This window comes from Vibrio sp. R11-SG3-ISO9, assembly GCF_059834255.1.
Genome location: NZ_JCBDGU010000050.1, coordinates 17,385 through 39,362, shown reverse-complemented (window position 1 = coordinate 39,362; position 21,978 = coordinate 17,385). Strand labels below are relative to the sequence as shown.

The 21,978-nt window shown below is 44.6% G+C and carries 24 protein-coding genes; 8 read left to right on the top strand and 16 right to left on the bottom strand.

What is annotated here, in order from left to right:
* Positions 1-27: 27 nt before the first annotated feature.
* The 9 genes from iscX to trmJ all read right to left on the bottom strand — a co-directional run bounded on the left by iscX (position 28) and on the right by trmJ (position 6,609).
* Complete coding sequence (gene iscX / locus AC6R05_RS18290; protein ID WP_500648236.1) at positions 28-228, bottom strand: Fe-S cluster assembly protein IscX; 201 nt, start codon at positions 226-228, stop codon at positions 28-30.
* Positions 229-322: 94 nt separating this feature from the next.
* Positions 323-661 (bottom strand): ISC system 2Fe-2S type ferredoxin, encoded by a 339-nt coding sequence (fdx, locus tag AC6R05_RS18285; RefSeq protein ID WP_032551309.1) that lies wholly within the window; start codon positions 659-661, stop codon positions 323-325.
* 20 nt (positions 662-681) lie between these two features.
* The gene (gene hscA, locus AC6R05_RS18280; protein ID WP_500648235.1) at positions 682-2,532 is read right to left on the bottom strand and encodes a Fe-S protein assembly chaperone HscA; all 1,851 of its coding nucleotides are present in this window, start codon (positions 2,530-2,532) and stop codon (positions 682-684) included.
* A gap of 22 nt (positions 2,533-2,554) precedes the next feature.
* Complete coding sequence (hscB, locus tag AC6R05_RS18275) at positions 2,555-3,070, bottom strand: co-chaperone HscB (RefSeq protein ID WP_032551306.1); 516 nt, start codon at positions 3,068-3,070, stop codon at positions 2,555-2,557.
* A gap of 96 nt (positions 3,071-3,166) precedes the next feature.
* The gene (gene iscA, locus AC6R05_RS18270) at positions 3,167-3,490 is read right to left on the bottom strand and encodes an iron-sulfur cluster assembly protein IscA (RefSeq protein ID WP_032551305.1); all 324 of its coding nucleotides are present in this window, start codon (positions 3,488-3,490) and stop codon (positions 3,167-3,169) included.
* Positions 3,491-3,588: 98 nt separating this feature from the next.
* Positions 3,589-3,966 carry a Fe-S cluster assembly scaffold IscU gene (iscU, locus tag AC6R05_RS18265; protein ID WP_004740340.1) on the bottom strand — a complete coding sequence of 126 codons (378 nt, stop codon included), beginning with the start codon at positions 3,964-3,966 and terminating at the stop codon, positions 3,589-3,591.
* 33 nt (positions 3,967-3,999) lie between these two features.
* Entirely contained in the window at positions 4,000-5,214 is a 1,215-nt protein-coding gene (locus AC6R05_RS18260; protein ID WP_032551302.1) for an IscS subfamily cysteine desulfurase, read from the bottom strand.
* A gap of 27 nt (positions 5,215-5,241) precedes the next feature.
* The gene (gene iscR, locus AC6R05_RS18255) at positions 5,242-5,763 is read right to left on the bottom strand and encodes a Fe-S cluster assembly transcriptional regulator IscR (RefSeq protein ID WP_084181864.1); all 522 of its coding nucleotides are present in this window, start codon (positions 5,761-5,763) and stop codon (positions 5,242-5,244) included.
* A 117-nt stretch (positions 5,764-5,880) separates the two neighbouring features.
* Positions 5,881-6,609 carry a tRNA (cytosine(32)/uridine(32)-2'-O)-methyltransferase TrmJ gene (gene trmJ, locus AC6R05_RS18250; RefSeq protein WP_500648234.1) on the bottom strand — a complete coding sequence of 243 codons (729 nt, stop codon included), beginning with the start codon at positions 6,607-6,609 and terminating at the stop codon, positions 5,881-5,883.
* 181 nt (positions 6,610-6,790) lie between these two features.
* On the opposite strand from trmJ, the gene suhB reads away from it, so the two are divergent.
* Entirely contained in the window at positions 6,791-7,594 is an 804-nt protein-coding gene (suhB, locus tag AC6R05_RS18245) for an inositol-1-monophosphatase (protein ID WP_032551298.1), read from the top strand.
* Between the two features lie 239 nt (positions 7,595-7,833).
* Here suhB and secF read toward each other — a convergent pair whose 3' ends face one another.
* The 5 genes from secF to queA form a co-directional block, all read right to left on the bottom strand.
* Positions 7,834-8,781 carry a protein translocase subunit SecF gene (gene secF, locus AC6R05_RS18240; protein ID WP_032551294.1) on the bottom strand — a complete coding sequence of 316 codons (948 nt, stop codon included), beginning with the start codon at positions 8,779-8,781 and terminating at the stop codon, positions 7,834-7,836.
* Between the two features lie 14 nt (positions 8,782-8,795).
* Positions 8,796-10,652, bottom strand: coding sequence for a protein translocase subunit SecD (gene secD / locus AC6R05_RS18235; protein WP_500648233.1), 1,857 nt, complete (start codon positions 10,650-10,652; stop codon positions 8,796-8,798).
* A 20-nt stretch (positions 10,653-10,672) separates the two neighbouring features.
* Positions 10,673-11,002, bottom strand: a complete 330-nt coding sequence (yajC, locus tag AC6R05_RS18230; RefSeq protein ID WP_032551291.1) for a preprotein translocase subunit YajC — start codon at positions 11,000-11,002, stop codon at positions 10,673-10,675.
* A 108-nt stretch (positions 11,003-11,110) separates the two neighbouring features.
* Entirely contained in the window at positions 11,111-12,247 is a 1,137-nt protein-coding gene (tgt, locus tag AC6R05_RS18225) for a tRNA guanosine(34) transglycosylase Tgt (RefSeq protein ID WP_032551290.1), read from the bottom strand.
* Between the two features lie 179 nt (positions 12,248-12,426).
* Positions 12,427-13,479 (bottom strand): tRNA preQ1(34) S-adenosylmethionine ribosyltransferase-isomerase QueA, encoded by a 1,053-nt coding sequence (queA, locus tag AC6R05_RS18220; RefSeq protein ID WP_500648232.1) that lies wholly within the window; start codon positions 13,477-13,479, stop codon positions 12,427-12,429.
* 278 nt (positions 13,480-13,757) lie between these two features.
* Here queA and AC6R05_RS18215 point away from each other — a divergent pair, with 278 nt between their 5' ends.
* Positions 13,758-14,201: a CBS domain-containing protein gene (locus AC6R05_RS18215; RefSeq protein ID WP_285401515.1), complete on the top strand. Its 444-nt coding sequence runs from the start codon at positions 13,758-13,760 to the stop codon at positions 14,199-14,201.
* A 1,080-nt stretch (positions 14,202-15,281) separates the two neighbouring features.
* Here AC6R05_RS18215 and AC6R05_RS18210 read toward each other — a convergent pair.
* Complete coding sequence (locus AC6R05_RS18210) at positions 15,282-16,187, bottom strand: hydrogen peroxide-inducible genes activator (protein ID WP_500648231.1); 906 nt, start codon at positions 16,185-16,187, stop codon at positions 15,282-15,284.
* Positions 16,188-16,408: 221 nt separating this feature from the next.
* Here AC6R05_RS18210 and AC6R05_RS18205 point away from each other — a divergent pair, with 221 nt between their 5' ends.
* The 6 genes from AC6R05_RS18205 to AC6R05_RS18180 all read left to right on the top strand — a co-directional run bounded on the left by AC6R05_RS18205 (position 16,409) and on the right by AC6R05_RS18180 (position 21,256).
* Entirely contained in the window at positions 16,409-17,017 is a 609-nt protein-coding gene (locus AC6R05_RS18205; RefSeq protein WP_017053745.1) for a peroxiredoxin C, read from the top strand.
* 315 nt (positions 17,018-17,332) lie between these two features.
* Positions 17,333-18,082, top strand: coding sequence for a copper homeostasis protein CutC (locus AC6R05_RS18200; protein ID WP_500648230.1), 750 nt, complete (start codon positions 17,333-17,335; stop codon positions 18,080-18,082).
* 90 nt (positions 18,083-18,172) lie between these two features.
* On the top strand, positions 18,173-19,117 hold the full coding sequence (locus tag AC6R05_RS18195) for a LysR family transcriptional regulator (RefSeq protein WP_500648229.1): 945 nt from the start codon (positions 18,173-18,175) through the stop codon (positions 19,115-19,117).
* 119 nt (positions 19,118-19,236) lie between these two features.
* Positions 19,237-20,037: a YadA C-terminal domain-containing protein gene (locus AC6R05_RS18190; protein WP_500648228.1), complete on the top strand. Its 801-nt coding sequence runs from the start codon at positions 19,237-19,239 to the stop codon at positions 20,035-20,037.
* 95 nt (positions 20,038-20,132) lie between these two features.
* Positions 20,133-20,690 (top strand): porin family protein, encoded by a 558-nt coding sequence (locus tag AC6R05_RS18185; protein ID WP_500648227.1) that lies wholly within the window; start codon positions 20,133-20,135, stop codon positions 20,688-20,690.
* 71 nt (positions 20,691-20,761) lie between these two features.
* Positions 20,762-21,256: a hypothetical protein gene (locus tag AC6R05_RS18180; protein WP_500648226.1), complete on the top strand. Its 495-nt coding sequence runs from the start codon at positions 20,762-20,764 to the stop codon at positions 21,254-21,256.
* A gap of 21 nt (positions 21,257-21,277) precedes the next feature.
* Here AC6R05_RS18180 and phoU read toward each other — a convergent pair whose 3' ends face one another.
* Positions 21,278-21,976, bottom strand: a complete 699-nt coding sequence (gene phoU, locus AC6R05_RS18175) for a phosphate signaling complex protein PhoU (protein WP_032551280.1) — start codon at positions 21,974-21,976, stop codon at positions 21,278-21,280.
* Positions 21,977-21,978 lie beyond the last annotated feature (2 nt).

The window sequence follows — 21,978 nt, the reverse complement described above, 5'->3', positions numbered from 1 at the left end:
ACCAAGTTAAAAAATGAGCGTGGGACGTTAGTCCATCTCATCCATCCAGCATAGAATGATGGCCTCAAGGATCTTCTCATTCGAGTGATTTGGTTCATCATCGAAGTCTTCAAGATCTAATATCCATTGGTGTAGATCGGTAAAACGTACTGTTTTTGGATCCGTATTAGGGTATAAGTCGCATAGTTCAATCGCGATATCTCGCGAGTCAATCCACTTTAAGCTCATATCATTTCCTTATTAGTTAAAGGCACTCATGCGCCTCTAATACACTATTATTCTATGCCAGTTTTACTAAAATCTTCGCCATTTGGCTTGAGTTTTAGTGATCTTCAGAAGCTAGGTTTAGCGTGTATTTTGGAATCTCAACAACGAGATCTTCGTCCGCAACTTTTGCCTGACAACCTAGACGAGATTCCATCTCTAGACCCCATGCTTTATCTAGCATGTCATCTTCAAGATCGTCGCTCTCTTCTAGTGAATCGAAACCTTCACGAATCACAACGTGACACGTTGTACATGCACACGACTTTTCACATGCATGCTCAATACCAATGCCTGCCTTTAGTGCAACATCAAGTACCGTCTCGCCAGTTTCTGCTTCTAGCACTGCGCCTTCTGGACATAGATCTTCGTGAGGTAAAACAATAATCTTTGGCATGTTTATCTATTCTCTAACTATTAAATATTATCGACTGACTGACCTGACAGTGCAGCACGAATTGATTTATCCATACGACGAGAAGCAAAGTCTTGGCTCGCTTTGTCTGTATTCTTAATCTCTAGCTCAATGGCATCAACGTCATCACCGTTACGCTTTTCGATCAAAGACTCAATCGCTTGTAGTAGCTGTTGTTTCTCTTGTTCGTTAAGCAGCTCGTCGCCATCAGCCTGCATTGCTGCAATTAGACCTTCAATCACACGATCCGCTTCTACACGCTGCTCAGCTAGTGCACGAGCTTGCATGTCTTCTTTTGCGTATGTCATTGAGTCTTTGAGCATGTTAGCCACTTCATCATCGCTTAGACCGTATGATGGCTTAACTTGGATTTCCGCTTGAACGCCCGTGCTCTTTTCCATTGCTGTCACAGACAAAAGACCGTCTGCATCCACTTGGTAAGTTACGCGAATATGCGCTGCACCCGCAGCCATAGGCGGAATACCTTTAAGAGCAAAACGAGCTAATGAACGACAGTCATCAACCATCTCACGCTCACCTTGAACAGTATGAACCGTCATTGCCGTTTGACCATCTTTAAAGGTAGTAAACTCTTGCGCACGAGCGACAGGGATCGTGGTGTTACGAGGAATGATCTTTTCTACTAGACCACCCATGGTTTCGATACCCAGTGAAAGTGGGATTACGTCCAATAGCAGCATTTCCGCATCTGGCTTGTTGCCCGCTAGGATATCCGCTTGAATTGAAGCACCAATCGCAACCACTTCATCAGGGTTAATGCTCGTCAGCGGTGTGCGACCAAAGAAGTCACCGACCATTTCACGAACAAACAAAGTACGAGTTGAACCACCTACCATAACAACTTCAAGCACTTCATCGGCGTCTACATCAGCATCTTTCAATGCACGACGACAAGACATCAGAGTTTTCTTAACCAGTGGCTTGATGATGTCGTTAAACTCATCACGAGTCAGGGTTCCATTCCAGCCAAGAACTTCGACGTCAACTTGCTCTTCTACAGAAAGGCGGATTTTAGCGTCCGTCGCAGCATCTAGCAGAACACGGCTTTGTTCAGCAGTCAGCTCAGTCAAACCGGCTTGCTGTTGGAAGTGCTCAGCAACTAAATGGTCAAAATCGTCACCACCTAGCGCAGAGTCACCACCTGTTGCCAATACTTCAAATACGCCTTTTGATAGACGCAGGATAGAGATATCAAACGTACCACCACCCAAATCGTATACCGCAATCACGCCTTCTTGACCTGAATCTAGACCATAAGCAATCGCAGCAGCCGTCGGCTCATTCAAAAGGCGAAGAACATGAAGACCAGCCAGTTGCGCCGCATCTTTTGTACCAGCACGCTGCGCATCGTCGAAGTATGCTGGAACAGTAATGACCGCACCTGCAAGCTCACCGCCTAGCGTAGACTCGGCACGTTGACCCAGAGTACGCAAGATATCAGCCGATACTTGAATTGGGTTCTTAGTGCCTTGTTTAGTACGAATAACTGGTAAGCCATTATCGCTCTCTTCAAATTGATAAGGCAGTGATGGGTAACGCTGCTGAATATCAGCCAATGAACGACCAATAAGACGTTTCACTGAAATGATGGTGTTCTGTGGATCAGTCTGTGCACAATCACGAGCCTCTTGGCCAGTAGTGTGAGAATCAGCTTGATAGTGAACCACAGAAGGCAAAATTGAGCGGCCTTGAGCATCCGCTAAAGTCGTCGCTTCACCACTGCGAACCGAGGCAACAAGAGAGTTGGTGGTACCTAGGTCGATACCCACAGCCAGCTTATGCTCATGCGGTGCTGAGCTTTGTCCTGGTTCTGCAATTTGAAGTAATGCCATGAGGATTCCTTTTATCTAGTCGCTAGTCGAGCAGGTGATCTTCGACTTGTTCTATTTCTTTCTTGAGTTTTGCGATGAATTTCAGTTTACGAACACTGTCGGCGGCTTCTTCCCATGCGGCTTGATCCAGCTGTTGCTCGATCTGCGCAAGGTGTTGTTTGTACATTTTGCCGACTTTAGTATCGAAGTCGAACAGCTCGTCAGCACCATCTGGGCTTGCTGCGATATGCTCTAACTCTTCACGCAGTTCCATCTGCTCCATAAGGAACATTGGATCTTGCATGGTTTGCTGTTCACCACGAATATCAACGCCATTCTGCACTAATAGATGCTCTGCGCGACTAATTGGGTTCTTAAGTACCTGATAAGCGTCATTGATTTGAGAAGCTTTTTGCACCGCTAGCAAGCGATCACGCTCGGAGGCAGTAGCAAAGTTGTCTGGGTGAAATTGACGCTGCAGATCTCTAAACTGAGAAGCAAGAAGGCTACCATCCAGTTGAAACTGAAGTGGTAGCCCAAATAATTCGAAATGATTCATGTAAAGGTGGTCCTAATTTTAGGCCCTGATGCAGAGCCTAATTGTACGTTGCTTACAATCGATGCGCTTACAATAGATGCTTAGCCATTGAAGCACTTATACATTAAAGCTCTCACCACAACCACACTCGCCTTTCGCATTTGGGTTGTTGAATTCAAAACCTTCGTTTAGGCCTTCTTTTACATAATCAAGCTCAGTGCCGTCTAGGTAAACCAAGCTCTTAGGATCAATGATGACCTTAACACCTGAGTGCTCAAATACTTGGTCTTCTTCATTAAGTTCGTCAACGAACTCAAGTACATATGCCATACCTGAACAGCCAGTGGTTTTTACGCCCAAACGTAACCCGATACCTTTACCTCGGTTATCTAGGAATGCTTGAACTCGGCTTGCCGCCGTCTCTGTCATGGTGATGGCCATACTACAACCTTGTTTTAATAATTTGAGAACTCAGTGGGAGTGCAAAACGCACTCCCTAATATTACTATTTTTTTGCAACGATTCGCTACGGGATACGATTAACGTTTCTTTTTGTAATCCGCAACGGCTGCTTTAATTGCATCTTCAGCAAGAATCGAACAGTGAACTTTCACTGGTGGAAGTTCTAGCTCTTCTGCAATTTCAGAGTTTTTGATTGCTGCTGCTTCATCGATGCTCTTGCCTTTAACCCACTCTGTAACTAGTGAGCTAGACGCGATTGCACTACCGCAACCGTATGTCTTGAATTTTGCATCTTCGATAATACCTTCTGGTGTTACCTTGATTTGCAGTTTCATTACGTCACCACATGCTGGTGCGCCAACCATGCCGCTACCTACACTTGGATCTTCTTTATCAAACGAACCTACGTTACGTGGGTTTTCGTAGTGATCAATTACTTTTTCGCTATATGCCATGATAGTTACCTCGTATCCTCTATATCCGTGAGATTAGTGATGTGCCCACTCAACAGTGTCCAGATCAATCCCTTCTTTATACATATCCCATAGAGGAGACATGTCGCGTAATTTGTTTACTGCCACACGAATCTGTGCGATTGCGTAGTCAACTTCTTCTTCCGTTGTGAAACGGCCGAATGAAAAACGTACTGAGCTGTGTGCCAGTTCATCGTTCAGACCAAGAGCACGTAGAACGTACGATGGCTCAAGGCTAGCAGATGTACATGCAGAGCCAGATGATACTGCTAGGTCTTTTAGAGACATAAGCAGAGACTCGCCTTCAACGAAAGCAAAGCTCACGTTTAGGTTGTGCGGAACACGCTGGTCTAGATCACCGTTTACCGTTACTGCTTCAAGGTCTTGAACACCTTTCAGTAGACGCTCACGTAACGCTAGTGCGTGGTCGTAGTCTTTCTGCATATCTTGTTTAGCGATAGCACACGCTTCACCCATACCAACGATTTGATGGGTCGCTAGTGTACCAGAGCGGAAACCACGCTCATGACCACCACCGTGCATTTGAGCTTCAAGACGAATACGAGGCTTACGACGAACGTAAAGTGCACCGATACCTTTAGGGCCGTACATTTTGTGAGCTGAAAGTGAGATTAGGTCAACTTTAGTCTCTTGTACGTCTAGTGGAATTTTACCCGCAGACTGAGCTGCATCAACGTGGAAGATGATCTTGCGTGAACGACATAGTTCGCCGATTGCATTGATATCTTGGATAACGCCGATTTCGTTGTTTACGTGCATGATAGAAACAAGCACTGTATCTTCACGCATTGCAGCTTGTAGCTTGTCTAGATCGATGATGCCGTTTGATTCTGGCTCTAGGTAAGTTACCTCGTAGCCTTCACGCTCAAGTTGGCGACATGGATCAAGAACCGCTTTGTGTTCTGTTTTGCACGTGATTACGTGCTTACCTTTCTTCTCGTAAAAGTGCGCAGCACCTTTAATAGCAAGGTTGTCAGATTCTGTTGCACCAGACGTGAATACGATTTCACGTGGGTCTGCATTCAGGAGATCGGCAATTTGCTCACGAGCATTATCTACTGACTCTTCTGCTTGCCAGCCGTAACGGTGTGAACGAGATGCTGGGTTACCGAAGTTACCGTCCATCGTCATACACTGAACCATTTTTTCAGCAACACGAGAATCAACTGGGCAAGTAGCTGAATAGTCAAAGTAAATAGGCAGTTTCATTTTCTACTCCAATGTAAAAACTGACCGCTAAGAGCGGGCATTAACACCGTGAGGTGCTGCACTAATCGTTGTAGTGCTCGTATTTTTATGTGCAAAACCATTATTAACCGCAAGATCGATATCTTGACGATCAGAAATTTCTAAAACTTCGTTGTCTTTCATTAGCTCACCGAGCGTAATGTCATTTAAGAAGCTGCTGATGCGGGAGCTTAGATCACGCCACAGTGTGTGCGTAAGGCAACGAGTGCCACCTTGGCAATCACCACGACCGTGACACTTAGTAGCGTCAACCGATTCATCAACGGCGGCGATCACTGTTCCGACAGCAATGTCACCAGCTTCTGCGCCCAAGCGGTAACCACCACCAGGACCGCGCACACTTGCCACTAGGCCAGCTTTGCGCAACTTAGAAAAAAGTTGTTCTAAGTAAGATAACGAAATACCTTGACGTTCAGAGATATCAGCCAAAGGTACAGGGCTTTTTTGCGAATGCAGTGCTACATCTAGCATAGCTGTGACCGCATATCTTCCTTTAGATGTAAGTTTCATATCACACCGTATCCACATTGTTTATGTGGTTGGAATCTTCCCATACCTGACTAAATTGGTCAAGTATTTAGTTGACTATTTTAGTCAGGTATTCACCCTTACGGAATTTGTGGGTACTTATTCGCCCTTTTGAGACTTCTCAACCGAGGTCAAAATACCACGAAGGGTATTAATTTCTTGGACTTCAGGGCGTGCACGGCTAAACAGACGACGAAGTTTATTCATCACCTGACCTGGTTTGTCCTTAGAGATAAATTGGGTATCAGTAATCACTTTTTCAAGGTGCTCGTAGAACATTTCGAGCTCTTCGTGACGTGGGTACTCATCTTCAGCTTGTGGAGGGTACTGGCTCGCCTCTTGATTTAGGTGCGCAACACGAACTTCATAGCTCAATGTCTGTACCGCCATCGCGAGGTTCAATGAGCTGTATTCTGGGTTCGCTGGAATACAAACGTGGTAGTGACACTTTTGTAGCTCTTCATTTGTTAAACCGGTACGTTCACGGCCAAAGATCAGCGCTACTGGGTGTTTTTGTCCTTCGATAGCGAACTTCTCACCACACTCACGTGGTTCTAGCATCGGCCACTCTAGCGTGCGAGAACGAGCGCTAGAGCCTACAACTAGACCACAATCTTTTACTGCTTCTTCTAACGTCGATACGATGACCGCGTTCTCTGCGATGTCACCAGCACCTGCTGCCAAAGCCATTGTTTGCTCATCTACTTCACACTGAGGATCCACCAATACTAATTGGCTTAAACCCATAACTTTCATCGCACGAGCGGCTGAGCCGATATTACCCGAGTGAGAAGTACCAACGAGAACGACTTTTACATTGTCTAACATGCTATATGACACCACTTTAAAAATAATCGCGAGATATTAACACATCACAAAGTAAAATGGTCAGACCCTAACAGGAATGTGATTTCAAGAGTTCAAAAAATAACCACTTCCCTTTTGCAAAAACTTTGGTATACTCGCCGCCGCTTTAAATCGTTCTTTAACATCTTGTGGGAATTTCCATATGCATCCAATGCTAAACATTGCTATTCGCGCTGCGCGTAAAGCAGGCAATCACATTGCTAAATCTCTAGAAACAACTGATAAGATCGAAACATCTTTGAAAGGCAACAACGACTACGTTGTAAATATTGCTAAAGAAGCTGAATACATGATTATTGAAACAATCAAAGCTTCTTACCCAGAGCACAGCATTGTTTCTGAAGAGAACGGTCTTACTGAAGGTAAAGACTCTGATGTTCAATGGATCGTTGACCCACTAGATGGCACGAACAACTTCGTTAAAGGCTTCCCACACTTCGCAGTATCTATCGCTGTTCGCATGAACGGCCGTACTGAAGTAGCGTGTGTTTACGACCCAATGCTAAACGAGCTATTCACAGCTCAACGTGGCGCTGGCGCTCAACTAAACAACGCTCGTATGCGTGTAACTCAGCTGAAAGACCTACAAGGTTCTATCCTAGCTGCAGGTTTCCCATTCAAAGCTAAGCAACACTCTGAATCTTTCATGAAGATCATCTCTGGTCTATTCGTTGATTGTTCTGACTTCCGTCGTACTGGTTCTCCAGCACTAGACCTATGTTACCTAGCAGCTGGCCGTGTTGACGGCTACCTAGAGCTAGACCTAAAACCATGGGATATGGCTGCAGGTGATCTAATCGCACGTGAAGCAGGCGCAATCCTGACTGATTTCGCTGGCGGTACTGACTACATGAAGTCTGGTAACGTTGTTGCTTCAAGCGCACGCGGTGTTAAAGCAATTCTTAAGCACGTTCGTGAGAACGCAAACGAAGGTATGCTGAAGTAATTCAGACCTTACGTAGATAGCCTCTATTAAATAGAGAGCTGGAAAATTCAAAGCCTCGCACATGCGGGGCTTTTTTGTATCCGTTAATCAGAGATGCGAGTAGGATGGCGCTTGGTGATATTTAATACAACTCACTTCGAACGTACTTTGCCTTTATCTTACCCACAAAATGCAGGCATAAAAAAACCGCTAGTTGCCTAGCGGTTTTTTTGGTTTGTAAATGTCATTCAGCATAGCGCCTATGGCATTTCGTCAAACTCTTCGCCTTCTTTTTCCACTTGAGGTGGCATTAGGTGTTCACGAGTGATACCCAACTTCATTGCTAGTGCCGAAGCAACATAGATAGAAGAGTAAGTACCTACTGTGATACCCAGTAGAAGTGCCGTTGCGAAACCGTGAATCATCGCGCCGCCCTGTACAAATAGAGCGATAACTACGAACAAGGTTGTACCAGAAGTGATCAATGTACGGCTCAGTGTTTGAGTGATTGAGCTGTTCAATACTTCAGGCGCTTCGCCTTTACGCATCTTACGGAAGTTTTCACGGATACGGTCGAATACAACAATGGTATCGTTGAGTGAGTAACCGACAACCGTTAGCAATGCCGCTACGATGGTTAAGTCCACTTCGATTTGCATCAAAGAGAAAACACCCAGCGTGATGATAACGTCGTGCGCCAATGCGAGTACCGCACCTGCAGCCAAACGCCATTCAAATCGTACCGATACGTAAATCAAGATACAGATAAGAGAAACAAGGATAGCCAGGCCACCCGCTTCTGTTAGCTCATCACCTACGTTTGGACCAACGAACTCGATACGGCGCATTTCAACTTGCTCACCTGTACCTTGTTCGATAGCTGATAGGATCTGGTTGCCTAGCGTTTCGCCCGCTACACCTTCACGTGGACGTAGACGAACCATAACATCACGAGCAGAGCCGAAGTTCTGCACGGTCGCGTCACCAAAGCCTTTTGCTTCTAGTGCCGAACGGATGTTTTCAAGGTTCGCTGGTTGCTCAAAACCGACTTCAATCAGGGTACCGCCAGTAAAGTCTAAACCCCAGTTCAACGACTTGGTTGATAGAGTAAAGATTGCTGTACCAATCATTAAGATAGAAAGAACAAAAGCTACCTTTGACCAACGCATAAAGTCGATCAATTTGTCTGCTTTTAGAATCTGAAACATATTAATTCCTAGCCTTAGATCGACAGTTTGTTTACACGCTTACCGCCATACATCAGGTTCACGATACAACGTGTACCTACGATAGCTGTAAACATAGAGGTCAGAATACCGATAGACAGCGTTACCGCGAAGCCTTTAATCGCACCCGTACCAACAGCAAATAGAATGATTGCTGTTAGAAGCGTAGTGATGTTGGCATCGGCAATGGTGCTGAATGCGTTCGCATAACCTTGGTGAATCGCTTGTTGTGGGCTACGACCTTCACGTAGCTCTTCTCGAATACGTTCGAAAATAAGTACGTTCGCATCGACCGCCATACCAACCGTCAGTACGATACCTGCGATACCCGGTAGCGTCATCGTCGCACCTGGGATCATCGACATCACACCGATAATTAACACCAAGTTCGCCATTAGCGCTACGTTAGCAATCAAGCCAAAGCGACGGTAATAAATAAGCGTAAATAGCATTACTGCAGCCATACCCCAGATCATCGCCATGATACCCATGTCAATGTTCTGCTGACCCATAGATGGACCGATGGTACGTTCTTCAACAATCGAGATAGGAGCAATCAGAGCACCGGCACGTAGAAGAAGTGCAAGGTTGTGTGCTTCAGCAGCAGAATCGATACCAGTAATACGGAAGTTACGGCCTAGCGCAGATTGAATCGTTGCTTGGTTAATCACTTCTTCATGCTTAGTCAGAATCACTTTGCCTTCAGGTGTCTTACGACCGCTGTCTTTGTACTCTGCAAATACGGTTGCCATTAGCTTACCGATATTTTGACGAGAGAACGCAGACATCTTGCTACCACCTTCGCTGTCTAGCGAGATGTTAACTTGAGGACGACCATATTCATCAACACTTGAGCTTGCATCTGTAATGCTCGAACCGCCTAGGATAACGCGCTTCTTAAGAACAACAGGGCGACCATCACGGTCTTGCTTGATTTCGCTACCTGCTGGTGCACGACCTGCCGCAGCTGCAGCCAGATCCGCAGAGCTATCTACTTCGCGGAATTCAAGCGTTGCAGTCGCGCCAAGAATCTCTTTTGCACGAGCTGTGTCTTGAACGCCTGGTAGTTCAACTACGATACGGCTTGCGCCTTGACGTTGAACCAGCGGCTCAGCAACACCCAATTCGTTAACACGGTTACGAAGGATAGTGATGTTCTGCTCTACAGCGTAGTTACGGATCTCTTGAAGACGCGTTTCAGTAAAGTTAGCAATCAGAGAGAAACGACCATTCGACTCAGAATCAACGAAAGTCATATCTGGGTGCAGAGACTCTAGCAACGTTTTCGCTGCTGCAAGTTGTTCCTCGTTACGTAGCAATACTTCAACCGCATCTTTACCAGATGGACGAATTGCACGGTAACGGATTTTCTCTTCACGAAGTTCGCTACGGAACGCTTCTTCTTGTTGGCCCACCAGCTTTTCCATTGCAGCGTCCATATCCACTTCCATCAAGAAGTGAACACCACCACGTAGGTCAAGGCCAAGCTTCATTGGTGCCGCACCAATTGATTCAAGCCAGTCTGGAGTTGAAGCCGCTAAGTTTAAGGCAACGATAACATCTTCATTCAAAACTTCAGTGATCACATCACGCGCACTGATTTGAGTATCGGTATCGTTAAAGCGTACAAGAATAGAACCGTTTTCTAGAGCAACGGATTTAGTAGGAAGGCTCTCGGCTTCAAGAGCTTTGGTGACAGTATCCAGCGTAGACATATCTACAGAGGCGCCACGCGCCCCTGTAACTTGAACTGCCGGATCTTCACCGTATAGATTTGGAAGTGCGTACAACGCAGCGATGGCAATGGTAAACATCACCATCAGGTACTTCCATAACGGATAACGGTTTAGCACAGCGAGGATCCTCTAGCTGTTTATAGAGATTTCAGAGTACCTTTTGGTAGCACTGCTGTAACGAAGTCTTTCTTGATCACTACTTCGTTGTTTGGGTTTAGTTCGATTGCAACGTAGTCGTTGTCTTCAGCGATTTTAGTAATCTTACCGATTAGACCACCGCTTGTTAGAACTTCGTCGCCTTTACCCATAGAAGCCATTAGGTTTTTGTGCTCTTTAACACGCTTAGCTTGTGGACGGTAGATCATGAAGTAGAAGATCACCGCGAACATACCTAGCATGATTAGCATTTCAAAACCGCCGCCAGCTGGTGCACCTTCTGCTGCTGCATGTGCTTGAGAAATAAACATTAAAACATCCTCTATTTATATTTTCGTAATTGTTTGTCTTATTGGGTTGCATCCCTTTATTTTCAAGCCCCATCCCTATGAATAGAGACGGGGCTCGCAAAAGAAATACTAAGATTCTTTACCCAGTGGTGGAACTTCACGTCCCATTCTTGCGTAGAACTCTTCCACAAACTCTTCAAAACGGTCTTCATCAATCGCTTTACGGATATCAGACATAACACGTTGGTAGAAGCGCAGGTTGTGAATTGTGTTCAGGCGCGCACCTAGGATTTCGTTACAACGGTCTAGATGATGTAGGTAAGACTTGCTGTAGTTCTTACAAGTGTAACAGTCACACTCTGAATCTAGTGGCGTTGTATCCGTTTTATGCTTCGCATTACGGATCTTGATCACACCTTCAGTCACAAATAGGTGGCCGTTACGTGCATTTCGCGTTGGCATTACACAGTCAAACATGTCGATACCACGACGAACACCTTCAACTAGGTCCTCAGGTTTACCTACACCCATTAGGTAGCGAGGCTTATCTTCAGGCAGTTGAGGACATGTGTGCTCAAGAATGCGGTGCATGTCTTCTTTTGGTTCGCCTACTGCTAGGCCGCCAACTGCGTAACCGTCGAAACCAATTTCAGTTAGACCTTTAACAGAGACATCACGTAGGTCTTCGTATACACCACCTTGAACGATACCGAATAGTGAGTTCGGGTTTTCAAGTTTGTCGAAGTGGTTACGCGAACGCTCAGCCCAACGTAGAGACATCTCCATTGAGTCTTTTGCTTCTTTGTGTGTCGCAGGGTAAGGCGTACACTCATCGAAGATCATCACGATGTCTGAACCTAGATCTTTTTGGATTTCCATCGACTTTTCTGCGTCCATGAAGATCTTGTCACCGTTTACTGGGTTACGGAAATGTACACCCTCTTCAGTGATTTTACGCATCGCACCTAAGCTGAATACTTGGAAGCCGCCTGAATCGGTAAGGATAGGACCTTGCCAGTTCATGAAATCGTGCAAGTCACCGTGCATTTTCATGATTTCTTGACCAGGACGTAGCCATAGGTGGAATGTGTTACCCAGTAGGATTTCAGCACCAGTGTCTTTTACTTCTTCAGGAGTCATACCTTTTACAGTACCGTAAGTACCTACAGGCATGAATGCTGGTGTTTCAACGGTACCGCGTTCAAACTGAAGTTGACCACGACGTGCACCAGCGTTTGTTTTCTTAAGTTCGTATTTTAATTTCACGAAGCCTCCAATATGCCAGAGAAACAATCTGACTGTTAATTCAGAGCTTAAGTTCGTCTTAAGACTCTATGAGGAGCGGTCGCGGATTCCTTGCGAGAAAGAGGCTGATGTTCAACCTCTCTCCTAGCCTACTGCTAGCACCCGTAAATTCTATTTGTATCGCTTATTACTGGCTAAAATTAGCTTGTTTTTTTGTTGATGAACATCGCATCACCATAGCTAAAGAAGCGGTACTCGCTCTTCACTGCATGATCGTAAGCACCCATCACGTTATCGTAACCAGCAAAAGCACTCACCAGCATGATCAGTGTTGACTCTGGTAGGTGGAAGTTAGTGATCAGACAATCCACCAACTGGTACTCATAACCAGGGAAGATGAAGATCTCTGTATCACCAAAGAATGGTACAAGCTCAGTACCTTTCTTCAGAGCATCTTGCGCAGCACTCTCAAGAGAGCGAACTGATGTAGTACCAACAGCAATGATACGGCCACCACGAGCTTTTGTTGCCGCGATTGCATCAACCACTTCTTGTGGTACTTCAACATACTCAGCGTGCATGTGGTGGTCGTTGATGTTGTCCACTTTTACTGGTTGGAATGTACCCGCACCAACGTGAAGGGTCACATAAGCAAACTCAACACCTTTAGCTTTCATGTCAGCCATTAGCTTGTCATCAAAGTGAAGACCTGCCGTTGGCGCAGCTACCGCACCAGGTCTCTCATTATAGACAGTCTGGTAACGCTCTTTATCAGCATCTTCATCTGGACGATCGATGTAAGGTGGCAGCGGCATATGACCAACGCTGTTCAAGATATCTAGAACGCTCTCTTCAGAAGTAAAACGAATCTCAAACAGTGCATCATGACGTGCGACCATCTCTGCTTCATATTCATCGTTCTCACCCAAGAACAACTGTGTGCCTGGCTTTGGTGATTTTGAACAACGAACGTGTGCAAGAATGCTTTTCTCATCCAACATGCGCTCAACCAGCACTTCTAGCTTACCGCCCGAAGCCTTGCGACCGAAAACACGTGCAGGGATAACTCGAGTGTTGTTGAAGACCACTAAGTCACCTGGTTCAACCAAGTCTAGAACGTCTTTAAATGAGCCATCATTTAGGTTACCCGTATTGCCATCTAGCTTTAATAGGCGGCTTGCTGTGCGCTCCTCTTGTGGGTAGCGAGCAATGAGTTCATCGGGTAGGTCAAAGTGAAAATCTGAAACTTGCATTCTTCTAGTCTTGTTTAGTTGGATGAGGTCAATTCAGTAGACGACACGAAGCCGCGACTAAATTTTTCGCAGTGGGCTAGTATAGGCACACAGGGCTCAATAGCAAGGATTACAGTGCTTGATTATTGTAAATAGGCGTAAAAAACCGCCTAGAAATACTGCAAAAGTTTAACGAGATTTGTTGCATAAAAGTCACCCAAAAATGAGTTAGCTCTCAGATATTTTAAGGAGATAAATCTATAGTAGAGACAGTAAAATAAAATAATAAGGAGGTCTGTATGATCAAGGTTGAAGACATGATGACTCGCAACCCTCATACCCTATTGCGCTCACACTCACTCGCCGATGCCAAGCACACTATGGAAGCGCTTGATATCCGACATATTCCCGTTGTAGATGCAGATAGAAAACTGCTTGGTGTGGTGACCCAACGTGATGTACTCGCGGCTCAAGAATCTAGCCTACAAAACATCCCTCAAGCTCAGTCCTATACTCTCGCAACACCGCTCAATGAGATCATGCATAAAAACGTTATGTCCGTTGAACCAAGAGCGGGACTAAAAGAGTCGGCGATTTACATGCAGAAGCATAAAGTGGGTTGTCTGCCAGTTGTAGAACACGGCGAGTTGGTTGGCATCATTACAGACAGTGACTTCGTGACTATTGCAATCAACCTTTTGGAACTGCAAGAAGAGAGTGAACCGGAAGAGATTGAGGCCTAATTCATAAGATTCAATGTTTGGCGTATGGCAAGAGTCAACGGCCGCAGCGTGATTCCGTTCATCTCGCAAAGTGAGCCTAGACTTTTACATAGATGACAGGCAAAAAAATGAGCGGCTGGATTGGGCCGCTCGAAGGTCAGGGTTTCATGCGTTCCTGTAAACAGTAAGGAATCTTGTTATTGCTCGATCTGATTTTTCATTCTTATATAGGTAGGCGGCCTTCCTACTTATTGCTTCGCTTATCACTGCACTCCTCAATTTGACATCGTGCTCATAGAACACGGATAAAAAGGTTTGGGCTTCATTTCGGGAAAATAACTTAAGGGCTAGGTGAAAGGGTACCTAATCCCTCAAGCTTGCCTGTGGCGTAAGGTATGCTCTGCTTTGGTTTTTATGTAGCGAACATACTTCCCTGTTTCGACACTATCTCTATCAAATTAAATACGAGCTAAAACGCTAAAAACGTTTGTAACTCAAAAACTGCATTTTGCGTCGACAAGCTAATTAATATTATGGGGGATTGCTCGTCGCTTTATGTCGCTCCATGTTGCTTTCGCTTATTACCATCTCCAAATTTGAAATCGATTACAAGCGCACTATAGCTAGACATAAGTCTTAATCTTCATGTAGTTAATCTAACTCAAACTAACATAGAGCAAAAGGTCTAAAGTTAATAAAAAGTTAAATTCAAAGCTTTATATCGTTGTGATCTAAGTGGCTTTTTCACAGCTTACTCTTCGAGGATTTACGTAATTTTATTACGTTGAAAAATTGAGCAACGCCCAGTTTAAAACAACCGTTTAATTTACAGTAAACGTGAGAATGTCGTTAACCTTCAACCACTGGCAAGCATATGCATCAAGGAAGTTAAACAGGGAGCCAAAAAGGATGTGTGAAATTAAGCGTGTGAAATTTCACAAATGAATGAAAGCTACTTAACAAGCTCTCAATGATTTGCCGTTGAACAAAATTATTTCAACAGAACAAAATACTAAAAAGCACACCAAATGCAGTGTGCTTTTGTTCGAGCTATCTGAAAATCTAACTTAATACTTATTGCTATCGTGAATAGAAAAAAGATTAAAGTAATTCCGACACAACTTCTGCCAACTGATTGAATGTGCTTACTCGTGAAGAGCTAGGACGCCAAACTAAGCCAATATGACGATGAGCTTGCTGCCCCGGCGCATCAATCACCACTAGATTCTGGTTCTCAATCAGGCCATGATCAATCGCCATCTGAGGAATGAATGTAGTGCCTAAACCATTCGCTACCATTTGCACTAGCGTGTGAAGGCTGGTTGCAGAGAACGGGTTGATCTTCTCTTTGGCGGTCAATTGACATGCCGACACCGCATGTTCCGTTAGACAGTGCTCTTTTTCTAAAAGGAACACTGATTCATCTGGAAGATCTGCATATTTGATTGGCGTGCGAATCGCATCCGCTTGATTGCGACTGATGATCATTCGAAACGGGTCACTGCCGACAATTTGGCTTTCCATTCCATCAATATCGACAGGTAATGCCAATATCAAGACATCTAGTTCACCCTGGCGTAACGCAGCCAACAAATTCGTAGTGGTATCTTCACGCAGCAACATGTTCAATTCTGGGAAGCGAACATTGACCTCTTGAACGAGATTACATAGAAGAAAAGGGGCAATCGTCGGAATACAACCCACTTTAAGTTGACCTTGCATGTCGCCGCCTTGGCATAGTCTCCCTAGCTCAACTAAGTCTTGTCCTTTAGCTAATAGTTCGCGCCCATGCTCCACCACCTGCTCACCAGCATGAGTAAACACCAGTGGACTCTTCTTATCTTTCTTTTCGTATAGAGGACACCCAATCAACTCTTCAAGATTTTGTATACCTTTACTTAGAGTCGATTGACTCACGAAACAACGCTCAGCGGCATCACCAAAGTGACGTGTTTCATGGAGTGTCACTAGATAGTGAAGTTGCTTAAGACTTGGCCATTTATTCATGAAATTACTTTGTAATATGAGTAAGATAAATTTGAGTCTACGCTTCCTGAACGGTCGATAGACTTGGAAAGGACAAAGAGAGGGTTTATCGCTTTTTTCGATGAACTCAATCTATTTAATTCGCTTTTTTCTATAGTACCGATTGTACTATAGTTTGTCGCGTAGAAACGGAGCCCAATCAAAGAAGTGTTGGGCCAACTAATTTTTTAGGAGATTCCAAAATGGTACTAGTAGGTCGTCAAGCCCCTGACTTTACTGCAGCAGCTGTTCTAGGTAACGGCGAAATCGTTGATAACTTCAACTTCGCAGAATTCACAAAAGGTAAGAAAGCGGTTGTTTTCTTCTACCCACTAGACTTCACATTCGTTTGTCCTTCTGAGCTTATCGCTTTCGACAACCGTCTAGAAGATTTCCAAGCTAAAGGCGTTGAAGTAATCGGTGTTTCTATCGATTCTCAATTCTCTCACAACGCATGGCGTAACACTGCTATCGAAGATGGCGGTATCGGTCAAGTTAAGTACCCACTAGTAGCTGACGTTAAGCACGAAATCTGTAAAGCATACGACGTTGAGCACCCAGAAGCTGGCGTTGCTTTCCGTGGTTCTTTCCTAATCGACGCTGACGGTCTTGTACGTCACCAAGTAGTTAACGACCTACCACTAGGCCGTAACATCGACGAAATGCTACGTATGGTAGACGCACTAAACTTCCACGAGAAGAACGGTGAAGTTTGTCCTGCACAATGGGAAGAAGGTAAATCAGGTATGGACGCATCTCCAAAAGGTGTTGCAGCATTCCTATCTGAGCACGCAGACGACCTAAGCAAGTAATTACATTCTTAAGCCCGACTCAACACGGGTGAATGGTTGGAAGCTCTCTTAGTAGCCCAAGGCACAAGAAGCGTAAAGCAATAGCACAAAGTGCAACGCCAATCAGTTAAGAAGTAAAGTCTTTATAAAAAGCCCGAAGTTCACGCTTCGGGCTTTTCTTATGTTGGTAGCAAACCTTCTTATCCACTTATCTCGAACCTCTAAATTGAGGCAACGAATACCTAAAAGATTTACCCCTATTTCGTTCCTTTTCTCTCTACCCTTTCATTACATGCTATTGCTATCATCCAGTTATCCCCTCTTCGGAATGAAAGAATGAAACTTGAATTAGAAGTATGTATCGATAACCTTGAGTCCCTTCACCTTGCTGTAGAAGGTGGTGCTGATCGCATAGAACTGTGTTCATCTCTCGCGTTAGGTGGGTTAACCCCAAGCTTTGGATTTATGAAAAAGGCAGCACAGCTCTCTTCAATTCCTGTTTATGCGATGATCCGACCAAGGCAAGGCGACTTCATCTTCGATGCAGAAGACATTGAATGCATGCTAGAAGATATTGAAGCAGCCTCTATCGCTGGGCTAACAGGTGTTGTTCTGGGAGTCACTAAGTCCGATGGCTCTTTGGATATGAATACTTTAGAGAAATTGACCCAAAAAGCGAAACGCCTGAATCTCGGCATGACTCTCCACCGAGCAATTGATGTCTCTCCAAATTATAAGCTTGCTCTAGAACAAGCGATTCAACTTGGCTTTGAACGAGTACTGACTTCAGGGCTCGCGCCAACGGCCGAAAACGGAATAGAAGTTTTAGGCGATATGGTTAAGCTTGCTAAAGGTCGCATCGATATAATGGCCGGGGCTGGTGTCAATGCTGAAAATGCGTCACTTCTTTTACAATCATCGAAGGTCAATGCACTGCACCTATCAGGGAAAACCACTCGTGATAGCTTAATGAATAAGACATCAGAGGCAAAAATGGGAAATCAGGAGATCGATGATTACCTTATTCCTATCACTAGCTCAGAAAAAATTCGATCTGTAAAAAGCGTTATCCTTAATCACATTTAATTGTTTAACAAAGCTTTACCGAGTAAGACTGGTTTATCTAATAGAGTCGCGTATATTGTTTAAACCAGTCAACGATGCTCACGGACAGATATGGCAAAGGATTTATTTAGTACACTCGATCTCAACTTGCTCAGAACGTTTTTAATTGTTCATCAAGAGAAGAATACTCGTAAGGCTGCCGAGCGACTGTTTGTGACTCAACCCGCTGTGAGCCAAGCACTGCAGAAACTGCGCCATCACTTTGATGATGAGTTGTTTGTGAAGGTTCATGGTGGTCTTCAACCGACTCATTTTAGTGAGCAACTTGCGAATGAACTCACGCCTCATATGGATGGGATCAGTAACGCAGTGAACTCCTCTTATGGGTTTGATCCTAAAGAGATCGATTATCCAATAAAAATAGCACTATCACCTGTGGTACTCGCTTGTCTGTCTGGCTCTCTTTATAAAAACATCACTCAACAAGCTCCCAACTGTAAATTAGAGCTCGCGAGTTTGACAACTTCATCTGCAGAGGATATTCAAAAAGGCGCTCTTCTACTTGGTATCGCATATCAGTTACCTTACATTTCCAAAGAAATTTATACTCAAAAGCTAGTTGATATTGAAGGAAGACTTTTTGTTCGCCAGGATCATCCGCTAAAGAAAGCGATAGTGACTCCGCAGGACCTTGCTGGCTATGAAATCGCATCTCTTATAACGCCGGGATGGAATGATAGCTTTAGCCAAGCTTCAAGAGTATTAGATACTCACTCAGTCCCTCACAATGTAGGTTTCCGCTCTGAGATGATATTAGCCATCATCGATGTGCTGCTAAATTCCGACATGTATATGCCACATTCAAATCTGTTCCCCATTCATAACTATCCAAATCTTAGAGCCATTGATGTAGATGTTGAAGACGAAATAAAAATGTTTAGCGTATATAGCCACATCCATGTCAAAAACCGTAACAATCCACTTCTAATCTGGTTAAATGATATTGTCAAAAATGCTCTTACCGAACAGCTTAATAAGCAATGCTTATTACTTTAATTAAAAAGGCTACTTAGCCTAAAAATAATACACTGTTTAATATCCTCCTCATCGACACGGAGTCAATCATTAAACCATAGTAAGGATGCTCAATATTCCGTTTATTGAGAGTGTATTCAATGAAAAAATCAATTATTGCGGTATCTCTAGCTAGCGCATTTTCTTTCAACGCTTTTGCAGAAGCAGAAATCCAAAACCCAATTTGGAATCAACCAACTAACCCAATCGAAGCTGTACCTGAACAACCTGTACTCCCTGGAATCGACAACAGTGTTCCTGGCGTACCGGAGCGTCCTCAGCCACCTGTACACGTTCAGCCACCAATTGAAGCAGCACCTGAACAGCCGGTTCTTCCTGAAATCGACAATAGCGTACCTGGTATTCCTGATCGCCCTCAGCCACCAATTCACGTTCAACCACCAATTGAAGCGGCTCCAGAGCAACCACCTATCGATAACACTCCGCCGCGCCCACAACCAGAGCGCCCAACGAACCCGATCGAAGGTGTACCATCTCAACCTCCAGTAGATAACTCACCAGAACGTCCTACTCCGGATTACGGTGATACACCTGACATCTCAGGTCCAACTGAAGCTGAGCGTACTTCAACTCTAGAGCTTCAATTTCAAGCAATGGCAGAAGAGTACAATCAGAAATTCAATGAGCACCAAGAGCAGATGGATGGTATCCGCGCAAGCTTACACGCCGTCACTAACGCACGTCCATTTGTGACTAACGGTGAGTTTGCCATTGGTGCTGGTGTAGGTTTTGCAGGTTCTAAAGAAGCGATCGCTCTAGGTGGTGCTTATGGTATCAGCGAGCAACTGAGCGTATCAGGTACGTTCAACTACGAAACCTCAGGCAAGTATTCATCATCAGATGTATCTGGTGGTGTGGGTGTTCAATACAACTTCAAGTAACACTCTCTCCCCTACTAAGGATGGTGGGGGAACCCTTTCAAGGAGCTTTTTCACCTAAGTGCCGGATGCACTTAATATCTATTAATGAGAGTGTTATGAAAATTCTAGAACCGATTGCTTTATCTATTGCCTTAATTTCAACCTCAACCTTTGCCGCACAAGACGCTTTTTCTGGTCACCGAGTTGGGGCTGGTTTCTCTAGCGCCCAAATTGATTACGTTTACTCGGGTTACCCTAACGCAGACCTAGGAAACGGCATTAAGCTTGAGTACGGCTATGATTTGAACCGCATCTTCGGCTTCAACGCCTCAATGGACTACATCACTGACGATGACACTTTCAGCAGTATTAAATACGAATCGAAAGTAACTACCGTTAAATTGGACTCCGATATTGGTTATACATTCGATTTAGACGGGTTCAATCTAAAGCCTTATGGCGCGATTGGTTTGGCTCGCATCATTGATAAGCAAACAATCAGCGACTCACAAGATAGCTATACAATATCAAGAAAAGATACCTCTATTTTGATGGGCGCTGGTGTGCGTGCACATTTTGATTTTGGTTTGTACAGTGATCTTCGCTTCAATTTTATGATGCTCGATGATTACGACATTGACCAACTATCCATTACCTTCGGATACAAGTTCTAACTCAATGCTCTAAGCCAACATTCAATCAAGGAGTCGTTTAGCCAAGGCGGGCTTTGATTAGTAGGTAATTTATGAAACTCAAAAATATCATTCTCGCCCTCTCTTTTTTAAGTGCACCAATGGTTCACGCCAGCAGCCTTCACCTTTCGCCTGAACTTAAAATTGGTGCTTACCATGGGTTTGGTATGCAGGCAGGCCTAACTGATGTAGCTAGCTTCGATGCGGTTTACCTTAGCTATTCTCACCTATGGTATGAAAGCGATCGCTACGATGAGTCTGTTGACTCATACCGAGTAGGTATCCAGCAAAGTTATGGTGCTGAAGGGCTACATGGTTTTCAAGCTGAAATTGGCTTCGCTACATACGATGGAGAGAAGACTCGAGCTGGTGTGACTGAGAAGAAATCGGCGACAGGGTTAAGCATTGGCGGTGCTTATGTTTATCAAGCTACGTCTGTTCTTGCGCTTCGCGCCGGTGCCGATATGAACATATTCGACCACAATAAAACTTATATCCCTTACGACACCACGATTAACTTTAACCTTGGTGCCATCATTTCCTTCTAAGATAAGAAGTAAATCCTCAGACTATTTCAGCGCGTCATCTAGGCTTTGATTGCCTAGGTGACGTACATCTTTTCCTTTCACGAAGTAAATGATGTACTCACAAATGTTTTGGCATCGATCGCCAACACGCTCAATAGCACGCGCCGACCACATCACTTGCAGAATATTCGGAATATTCTTCGGGTCTTCCATCATGTAGGTCATTAACTGACGAATTACGGCTTCATATTCCGCGTCGAGCTTATCATCTAATTTGTGCACTTCCGCTGCGGCATCAACATCCATACGCGCAAAAGCATCAAGAACCTGATGTAACATAGCAATCGCATGACGACACAATGGCTCTAGAGAAACATGAAACTTCTGATTCTTAGTTGAAGGGATATCAATTGCACCTTGCGCAATCTTAGAGGCAACATCTCCAATGCGCTCAAGATCAGTGATTGTTTTGATGATCGCCATTATCAAGCGAAGATCTTTCGCTGTAGGCTGGCGTTTAGCAATAATTCGGGTGCACGCCTCATCGATCGACACTTCCATCGCATTGACCTTGTGATCATCACGAATCACTTTCTTAGCCAATTCTATATCGTCTTTATGCAGCGCCTGCATTGCAAAAGAGAGCTGCTGCTCCACGAGGCCGCCCATAGTCAGAACATGAGTACGTATAGACTCAAGCTCCACGTTAAATTGTCCAGATATATGACGACCGAAATGCATGT

Bases quoted from the DNA above. Each gene is read 5' to 3' on its own strand.
- iscX (WP_500648236.1), bottom strand. From the start codon at position 228: ATGAGCTTAAAGTGGATTGACTCGCGAGATATCGCGATTGAACTATGC.
- fdx (WP_032551309.1), bottom strand. From the start codon at position 661: ATGCCAAAGATTATTGTTTTACCTCACGAAGATCTATGTCCAGAAGGC.
- hscA (WP_500648235.1), bottom strand. From the start codon at position 2,532: ATGGCATTACTTCAAATTGCAGAACCAGGACAAAGCTCAGCACCGCAT.
- hscB (WP_032551306.1), bottom strand. From the start codon at position 3,070: ATGAATCATTTCGAATTATTTGGGCTACCACTTCAGTTTCAACTGGAT.
- iscA (WP_032551305.1), bottom strand. From the start codon at position 3,490: ATGGCCATCACCATGACAGAGACGGCGGCAAGCCGAGTTCAAGCATTC.
- iscU (WP_004740340.1), bottom strand. From the start codon at position 3,966: ATGGCATATAGCGAAAAAGTAATTGATCACTACGAAAACCCACGTAAC.
- AC6R05_RS18260 (WP_032551302.1), bottom strand. From the start codon at position 5,214: ATGAAACTGCCTATTTACTTTGACTATTCAGCTACTTGCCCAGTTGAT.
- iscR (WP_084181864.1), bottom strand. From the start codon at position 5,763: ATGAAACTTACATCTAAAGGAAGATATGCGGTCACAGCTATGCTAGAT.
- trmJ (WP_500648234.1), bottom strand. From the start codon at position 6,609: ATGTTAGACAATGTAAAAGTCGTTCTCGTTGGTACTTCTCACTCGGGT.
- suhB (WP_032551298.1), top strand. From the start codon at position 6,791: ATGCATCCAATGCTAAACATTGCTATTCGCGCTGCGCGTAAAGCAGGC.
- secF (WP_032551294.1), bottom strand. From the start codon at position 8,781: ATGTTTCAGATTCTAAAAGCAGACAAATTGATCGACTTTATGCGTTGG.
- yajC (WP_032551291.1), bottom strand. From the start codon at position 11,002: ATGTTTATTTCTCAAGCACATGCAGCAGCAGAAGGTGCACCAGCTGGC.
- queA (WP_500648232.1), bottom strand. From the start codon at position 13,479: ATGCAAGTTTCAGATTTTCACTTTGACCTACCCGATGAACTCATTGCT.
- AC6R05_RS18215 (WP_285401515.1), top strand. From the start codon at position 13,758: ATGATCAAGGTTGAAGACATGATGACTCGCAACCCTCATACCCTATTG.
- AC6R05_RS18210 (WP_500648231.1), bottom strand. From the start codon at position 16,187: ATGAATAAATGGCCAAGTCTTAAGCAACTTCACTATCTAGTGACACTC.
- AC6R05_RS18205 (WP_017053745.1), top strand. From the start codon at position 16,409: ATGGTACTAGTAGGTCGTCAAGCCCCTGACTTTACTGCAGCAGCTGTT.
- AC6R05_RS18200 (WP_500648230.1), top strand. From the start codon at position 17,333: ATGAAACTTGAATTAGAAGTATGTATCGATAACCTTGAGTCCCTTCAC.
- AC6R05_RS18195 (WP_500648229.1), top strand. From the start codon at position 18,173: ATGGCAAAGGATTTATTTAGTACACTCGATCTCAACTTGCTCAGAACG.
- AC6R05_RS18190 (WP_500648228.1), top strand. From the start codon at position 19,237: ATGAAAAAATCAATTATTGCGGTATCTCTAGCTAGCGCATTTTCTTTC.
- AC6R05_RS18185 (WP_500648227.1), top strand. From the start codon at position 20,133: ATGAAAATTCTAGAACCGATTGCTTTATCTATTGCCTTAATTTCAACC.
- AC6R05_RS18180 (WP_500648226.1), top strand. From the start codon at position 20,762: ATGAAACTCAAAAATATCATTCTCGCCCTCTCTTTTTTAAGTGCACCA.
- phoU (WP_032551280.1), bottom strand. From the start codon at position 21,976: ATGCATTTCGGTCGTCATATATCTGGACAATTTAACGTGGAGCTTGAG.